The sequence below is a fragment of the Azospirillum terrae genome (genome assembly GCF_053470425.1).
Genome location: NZ_JBPXMR010000020.1, coordinates 60,167 through 66,540 on the forward strand (window position 1 = coordinate 60,167; position 6,374 = coordinate 66,540).

Genomic DNA, 6,374 nt, shown 5'->3' on the forward strand with positions numbered 1-6,374 from the left:
GTTCTCCTGTTAGGCCGCGATCTTGAGCTTGCGGAAGGCTTCGGCCTTGGCGACCGAACCGGCGACACGGCGGCGGGCGTGGAAGCGCACAAGCCCATTCGTCTGCTGCGAGTACGGGTCACGCAGGATCGACACCGACAGGCGGTCGAAGATGCGGTAGCCGCTCTTGAAGTCCGCGAAGACCACCGGGAACTTGCCGGCGCCCACATCGTCCATGTCGGGCATCTCGATCACCGGGCGGCCCAGGATGGTGGCGGCCGGCGCGTTCGGAACACCGTCGAAGCTCAGCAGGTAGCGCCCGTTGGCGTCCTTCAGCTTGCGGATCACGCCCAGAGTGGTGCGGTTCATCGCCCACACCGCGTTCGCCGCATAGAAGGTCGGCAGCGCGTGGTACAGGTCGAGGACGCTGTCGGCGGTGATCGCGCTGGCGTTGCCGCTGTTCACGGCCGCGATGTCCGGGGACTGCATGAAGCCCAGCGGCTTGTTCGCGCCGTCGCCGTTGACGAACGCTGCACCCTCAGCCTTGCCGAACTGTTCGCCCAGGTCGCTGGCGATCTCGGCCGCCACGTCGAAGGCAGCATCCTCCAGCATCGCGTTCGACACGTCGGTGTAGGCGGTCAGCTCGCGGACGTGGAACTCAAGCGCCCCATAGGCGGACTGCGTGCCGCTGCGGGTCTGCGTCTCGCCGGTCCAGTTCGCGGTGGGCGTGCCGGTACGGCGGGGCAGAACCACCTGCGGCGCGCTGGTCTGCATCACCTTTGCCACCTGCCGGACGGGCGACACCAGCACGACGTTCTTGACGATCTCGTTGACGAACTGACCCGGCGCCAGATAGCCGGCGCCCGTGTCGTCGGCGATGCGCAGCGTCTTCACCTCGGTCACGTCCAGGGCTTCCTTGCCATGGCGCAGGAAGCGGCCGAACGCCTTCACCTCGGCTTCAGGCTCGGCCTTCGTCTCGACGGCCGCTCCGGGGCGACGAAGCACGGTTTCGATGCTCTTGACGCTCTTGGCGGTGCCGTTCACGGCTTCCTCGATCTTGCCGACGCGGGCAGCGCAATCAGCGACAGCGGTTTCGACAGCCGACAGGCGGTCGGCAACGTTCTGGTCTTCGGCCGCGTCCACGTCCGGCGCGGCGGTGCTCATGTCTGCCATGGTGCTCTCTCTGGTTTGTGCCGCCGCAGCGGCGGTGGAAGACTTCACGCTCAGCACCCGCGCCCGGCTCGAAGCGGGTCGCTTCACGATGCTGATTTCCTTCAGGTCCACCGCCTCCAGCACCCGGCGCCCGGCGCCGTCCTTGCTGGTCTTAGTGGCGATGTAGCCGATGCTCAGCCCGTCGAGGCGGCCGGCGCGCAGATCGTCCAGGGTGGCAGCATCCGTCACCTGTCCACAGACCTTGAGCCCGATGTCATCCTCTTCGGCCGAGGTCCACACGCCTACCGACTGGCCCTTGTGCTCGCGCAGCATCTCAGGCAGGCCGGCGGCGAGGCTGGCCTTGAAGGCGCCGGGTGTCACGATGTCGTTGACCGCATCGGCCGGGCCGCCAAACAGGCTGGCGTAGCCGATGATTTCGCCGTCAGCGTTGGCTTTGATCTCAAGCAATGGTCGGCCCTCCCGTGGTCGGCGCGGGGGCGGTGTTGACCGGGCGCATGAAGGTTTCGCCGCCGGCATAGGGCGGCAGCCCTTCCTCGGCCCGCACTTCGTTGGGCGACAGGAAGCCGCCGTTGATCGCTTGGCTGTAGGCGGTGAAGCGGGCAGCCAGATCGGCGCGGGCGATATGATCGGTGTCGAAGTCCACGTAGAGCGTCTTGCGCTCGTCCGCCGACAGCAGCGTCAGGTGGATCGCATCCCGCCACATGCGGAAGATCGGCAGCAGGCCAAACGCAAGGAACTGCGCACCCATGGCTTCGGCCGTGCTGTAGTGCACGTTGTCCATCTCGGCCAGAAGGTGCAGGGGAACGCGGAAGGTGCGGGCGATTTCCTGGATTTGGAACTTCCGCATCTCCAGGAATTGCGCGTCCGTGCTCGACAGTTGGAGCGGCTGGAACTCCCAACCCTCTTCCAAGATCGCGGTGCGGCCAGCATTGGCACCGCCCTTGTACATGCCCTCAAAGCTGGCCCGAAGGCGGCGCATCACCTCTTCGGTCATCTTGCCGGCGCCCTTCAGGACACCAGCCGGGCGAGCGCCACGGCCGAAAAGGCCGGCGGCGTGCGCCTCCATGACGACACTCACGCCGATGGCCTCGCGCGCCAGATCAACCGGGCTGTCACCGCGCCCCATGCTGACGGCGCCGACGCCGCGCAGGTGCAGGACTTCGGTGCGGTCCCACTCGTGCTGCACGCCGTCCAGGCCGGTGTACTTGTACACGGGCTCCAGCGTCAGCGGATCGACGTAGACCACCACCCGCGCCGGCAGCAGGCGCACCAGTTCGGTAACGGCTCCATCCGCATCACGGGACACCCAGGCGAAGGCGTTGCCGTAGAGAGTGAAATCCTGCGTCAGCAGCAGGAAGAACTCATAGGCCGGCGTCCACGGGTTCGCGGCTTCGGTCAGGATGGGCCACAGCGGATGATCCTTCGCCAACTCGCGCCCATCGGCTTTGGTGCGGCGGAAGATGCGGCACGGCGTGCTCGCGACGGTTTCGGCGATGGCGCGGACAGCGCCCAGCACGGCCGGGCAGCGAAGGGCGGTTTCAGGGCTGACGGTGGCGCCGCTGGCAGTTTCGCCCCCAATGCTCAAAAGCATCGGGTCAACTATGGTCGCGGCCGAAGCGCTCTTGCGCTCTATGCCGAAAAACGCCCTGAAGCCATCAAGCATTTTGGCTGACTCTTTGCAGTTCTCACTGCAACGTCAGCGTACAACCGAGGAACTGTCAAAGACGTTAAGCAGTGCAGACCGCAAGCATTTTTACGGAAAGCGGCTTACGCATTCCGGATAATTCGAGAATATTACCCGCCTCCAAGCTCGAACACGTCTTGCCAAGCCTGCCGCTCAGCATCGGCTCGGCTCATGCCGCATTGGAACTCCAGTCTGGCGGCCAGTTCCTCGAAGTCGTCCCGCATGTCCTGTTCGTCTCGGACGTGTGCAGGCGGACGTTGGTCGTTTTGCGGGGTAACCGGGGTAACTGAGGTAACTGCGTTGATATTGCTAGGGTTTTCCCGGTTACCTTGCGCTTTCGGCTCGGGGTAACCGGGGTAACCGGCCGGGGTAACCGCCCATGCGGCGAACAGGTCACGCATGTTAACCCCCGCCTTCGATGGCAGCGGCAGGGAAGTGATAGAGCTTCATCTGTCCGTGCCCCGGCACCTTCATGTTCTTCTGCGACTTGCCGTCTCCAGCGGCCTCCAACATGCCGGCCTTGACAAGCTCGGCCGCCAGGGTCTTGGCGTTGAAGCCCTTCGTGATCTCCTTGAAGCCCTCGGCCATGGCGAAGAACTCCCACCGGCCGCTCTCATCCTTGCGGCGAAAGCCGACACGCCCCGTGACCGGACGGGTTTCGGCGTCGTCGTCTGACCAGACAGCCTGGAACCGGCTCATGCCGTGCGCTTCGAGGAATGCGCGCACCTGCGCAATTCCCTGCGCCACCTCAGCCGGACCACTGCCGCCGCGCGCCTCCAGCCATGCGTTGAAGCACGCTGCCGCACCACGCATCGCCTCACCTTCCGGCCAAGGCAGGATGCCCATGGCTGCCGCCAGCTCACCGGCAGCGGCGATCAAGGCGAAGCGTCCGGCGGCACGCTGCACCTGCCCGTCGCACCCCTTCGGCAGATAGCTGGCCTTCCACCGCTCACAGCCGGCGCGGAGAGCTTCCGCCAGTTCGTCGAGGTTGGCAGAGGTGATGCGTTCGAGGAAGGCGTGCGCAGCGTGGCCGCGATGCGTCTCCGTCGCCAACCGGACGCGGCGGGCGAAGCTGTCACCATCCGGCGAGCCGTGCAGGTGCTCGAACGAGCCCAGGCCGGCGCCAGCGTCGGCGGGAATGTCGAGGATGCGGACTTCCTGCCCGGCCTTGGTCTTGCGCCCGGTCTCGGCCACCTTCTCAGCCAAGCCGATTTCGCCAGTGGACACGAACAGCACGCGCCACGTCGTCACCGGCCGCGCACTGGTGTCCTTGTTCATGCGGGCCTTGCCGGCGCCGTTGGACAGCATGTAGCCCATGGCATCTACAGCCCGGCCGTCGCCCTGCCCCATCTCGTCCAGGCACAGCAGCGCATCGTTGGCAGCGCGGGCGAGCGCTTCGGCCGCGTTGTCGGTGGCGCGCCAGTTGTGGACCGGGCACCCCCAGGCCGACGCGGCGACGTACAAGGTGCTGGACTTGCCGATAGACGACGCGCCCCGGAAGTGAAGCCCGCCCGACTCGGCGTTCAGCAGGTAAAGCAGCGGCCCGGCGAAGGCCGCGGAAAGGGCAAAGGACAAGCGGCTGTTACCCACCGCCAGCGCGGCAACCTCCGACTGCCACCCCTCGAACGTGCCGCGCGGCTTCGTGTCAGTGGCAGCGCCGGCAGATTGCAACAGCACCCGCTCGCCCTTGGTGTCGCCATAGGAGCGGCCCGCCGACACGTAGACGCGACCATGCCAACCCGTGCGGTCAACGCAGGTTGCACGCGCCTTCACGCGAACGCTGGCAAGATAAGCGGTCAGCATCTCGCGCGCCTTCCGGCCGGGAGCGACGAACAGCCCGCCGTCGAGCAGGATGCGGCGGAAATCGGTGCCATCGCCGGCCAGCAAGGCGCGGGGCATCGCCCATTCGTGCTCTCGGCCGTCGTGATCCTTCCACTTCAGCAGCACGCCCCAGCTACCGCCCGCAGTGTCGCGCGTCTCGGCCACCACCTAGAACGGGCCGGACAGCAAGAGGTCGTCTTTCTCGGGGTCGGGGTCGCGGAAGAACAGCCCATTGGGACGCAGCATGAAGCCACCAGTGACCGGGGGCGGAGCCATCCCACCCGAGTCCTGCGCTGATGCCGTCTGCCACGGCTTGGCAGTCTCCACCATGACGCGGAGGTCGGCAGTGGTGACGGCATCGGGCAGCGGATCGGCAACATCCCAGGCGCGCGGCCAGTCGTACGGAAGCTGCACCACGGCCACGCTGGCGGCGCCGGCCTCGGTTGCCAGCCGCGCCACCTCGGCAGCGAAGGCCGCACCGGCTTCGTCATGATCGGGCCAGATTACTACCTTCCGGCCGGCAAGCGGCGTCCAGTCCGTCTTGTGCGGGGACTTCGCCCCATGCATGGGAGTGGTGGTGACCAGCTCCGGGAACAGGTCGGCCGCAGCATCGCTTGCCTTCTCACCCTCGGTGACAATCACCAAGGTGTCGGGCCGGGCCATCAGGTCGGGGAGCTTGTAGAGTGGGCGCGGACCGGGAATGCCCCTCGAGCGCCAGCCGCGCCGGCCGTCGCCCAGGTCGCAATAGCAGATCGGCAACACGTCCTTGCCGGGCGTGCCGTTGTCGGTGGTGAAGTCGAAGCGGGCCGCATAGCCCAGCAGACGGCCATAGGCGTTGTGATAGGGCCACGTCCGCGACGGCTCGCCGTACTTCGGGTGCTTGAAGCGCAGCGGCGGCGCGTCCGCTGGTACTGGGAGGATCGGCGTCTTTTCGTCACCCTTGCCCACGGGGCCGATGGCCGTCGCTGCGGACAAGTCTTCATCCGTCAGCGGTGCGAACATCTTGCACGTATCGTCAGGCATTACTTCACCCCAAGCATGTCAGCGAGATGGCGCGCGGCGTCCGCTTGCGAGATGCCGGCGAGGTAGGCGGCGAGACTGATAGGGTCGCCCCCGCCGTCGTCGGTGGCAAAGTCGGCCCAGCGGCCGGTGTTCATGTTGATGCGGAAGCTTCCCAATCGCCGGTCGGCCCGGCGTGGGTTCAGCGCAATGTACTCGTGCCCTTCCCTTCTCCCGCCCGGCAGCCAGCGCACCAACAGGGCCGGCAGGGCGGCGACGGCAGCGCGGTTGATCCGGTCGAAGTCGAGGCGGGCCGGCTGCATCTTTATGCCCTCCCCCGAATGGCGCGGCGGAGGTCGGCGGCGATCTCGGCGGCGAGGTTGTCGAGCGTTTGCCCCTTCAGGCGGCGGCGCGGCGCGGAGCCGGGGAGGCGGTCGGGAACGTCCCAGGACATACCCCGGCGGAAGTGGAAGTTGACGGCCGGATCATCCATCGCGGCGAGGCGGGCAGTGTCGCGCATCGTTCAGCCCTCCATGCCCGTGTCGCTGGTGCTGCGCATCAGTTTGCCGAGCCGCTCCGTCGCCCAGCGGTCCAACTTGCACGCCGCCAATTACGATGACCGCCTGACGACGATTGGAGGTTCTTCCGCACTTCTGGTGCAAACAGGGGTGCCGGCGCGTAGCGGCATCCACACATAGAAGGAAGTCGCACTCTCCAG

The 6,374-nt window shown here is 66.7% G+C and carries 7 protein-coding genes; all 7 read right to left on the reverse strand.

The features are described 5' to 3' along the window. Positions 1-9: 9 nt before the first annotated feature. Positions 10-1,599, reverse strand: a complete 1,590-nt coding sequence (locus ACSVDD_RS28030; RefSeq protein WP_448192721.1) for a phage major capsid protein — start codon at positions 1,597-1,599, stop codon at positions 10-12. Then, the gene (locus tag ACSVDD_RS28035; RefSeq protein ID WP_448192722.1) at positions 1,592-2,743 is read right to left on the reverse strand and encodes a phage portal protein; all 1,152 of its coding nucleotides are present in this window, start codon (positions 2,741-2,743) and stop codon (positions 1,592-1,594) included. Before ACSVDD_RS28035 ends, ACSVDD_RS28030 begins: the two co-directional genes overlap by 8 nt. 203 nt (positions 2,744-2,946) lie before the next feature. Next, entirely contained in the window at positions 2,947-3,237 is a 291-nt protein-coding gene (locus ACSVDD_RS28040; RefSeq protein WP_448192723.1) for a hypothetical protein, read from the reverse strand. Position 3,238: 1 nt separating this feature from the next. Then, positions 3,239-4,825 (reverse strand): DUF927 domain-containing protein, encoded by a 1,587-nt coding sequence (locus ACSVDD_RS28045; RefSeq protein ID WP_448192724.1) that lies wholly within the window; start codon positions 4,823-4,825, stop codon positions 3,239-3,241. Further along, a complete protein-coding gene (locus ACSVDD_RS28050) occupies positions 4,826-5,632 on the reverse strand; it encodes a hypothetical protein (RefSeq protein ID WP_448192725.1) in 807 nt (268 codons plus the stop codon). Positions 5,633-5,679: 47 nt separating this feature from the next. Then, a complete protein-coding gene (locus ACSVDD_RS28055) occupies positions 5,680-5,979 on the reverse strand; it encodes a hypothetical protein (RefSeq protein ID WP_448192726.1) in 300 nt (99 codons plus the stop codon). A gap of 2 nt (positions 5,980-5,981) precedes the next feature. After that, positions 5,982-6,176 carry a hypothetical protein gene (locus ACSVDD_RS28060; protein WP_448192727.1) on the reverse strand — a complete coding sequence of 65 codons (195 nt, stop codon included), beginning with the start codon at positions 6,174-6,176 and terminating at the stop codon, positions 5,982-5,984. Between the last annotated feature and the right edge of the window lie 198 nt (positions 6,177-6,374).

Coding starts and splice junctions, on each gene's coding strand:
- ACSVDD_RS28035 (WP_448192722.1), bottom strand. CDS start 2,743: ATGCTTTTGAGCATTGGGGGCGAAACTGCCAGCGGCGCCACCGTCAGC.
- ACSVDD_RS28040 (WP_448192723.1), bottom strand. CDS start 3,237: ATGCGTGACCTGTTCGCCGCATGGGCGGTTACCCCGGCCGGTTACCCC.
- ACSVDD_RS28055 (WP_448192726.1), bottom strand. CDS start 5,979: ATGCAGCCGGCCCGCCTCGACTTCGACCGGATCAACCGCGCTGCCGTC.
- ACSVDD_RS28060 (WP_448192727.1), bottom strand. CDS start 6,176: ATGCGCGACACTGCCCGCCTCGCCGCGATGGATGATCCGGCCGTCAAC.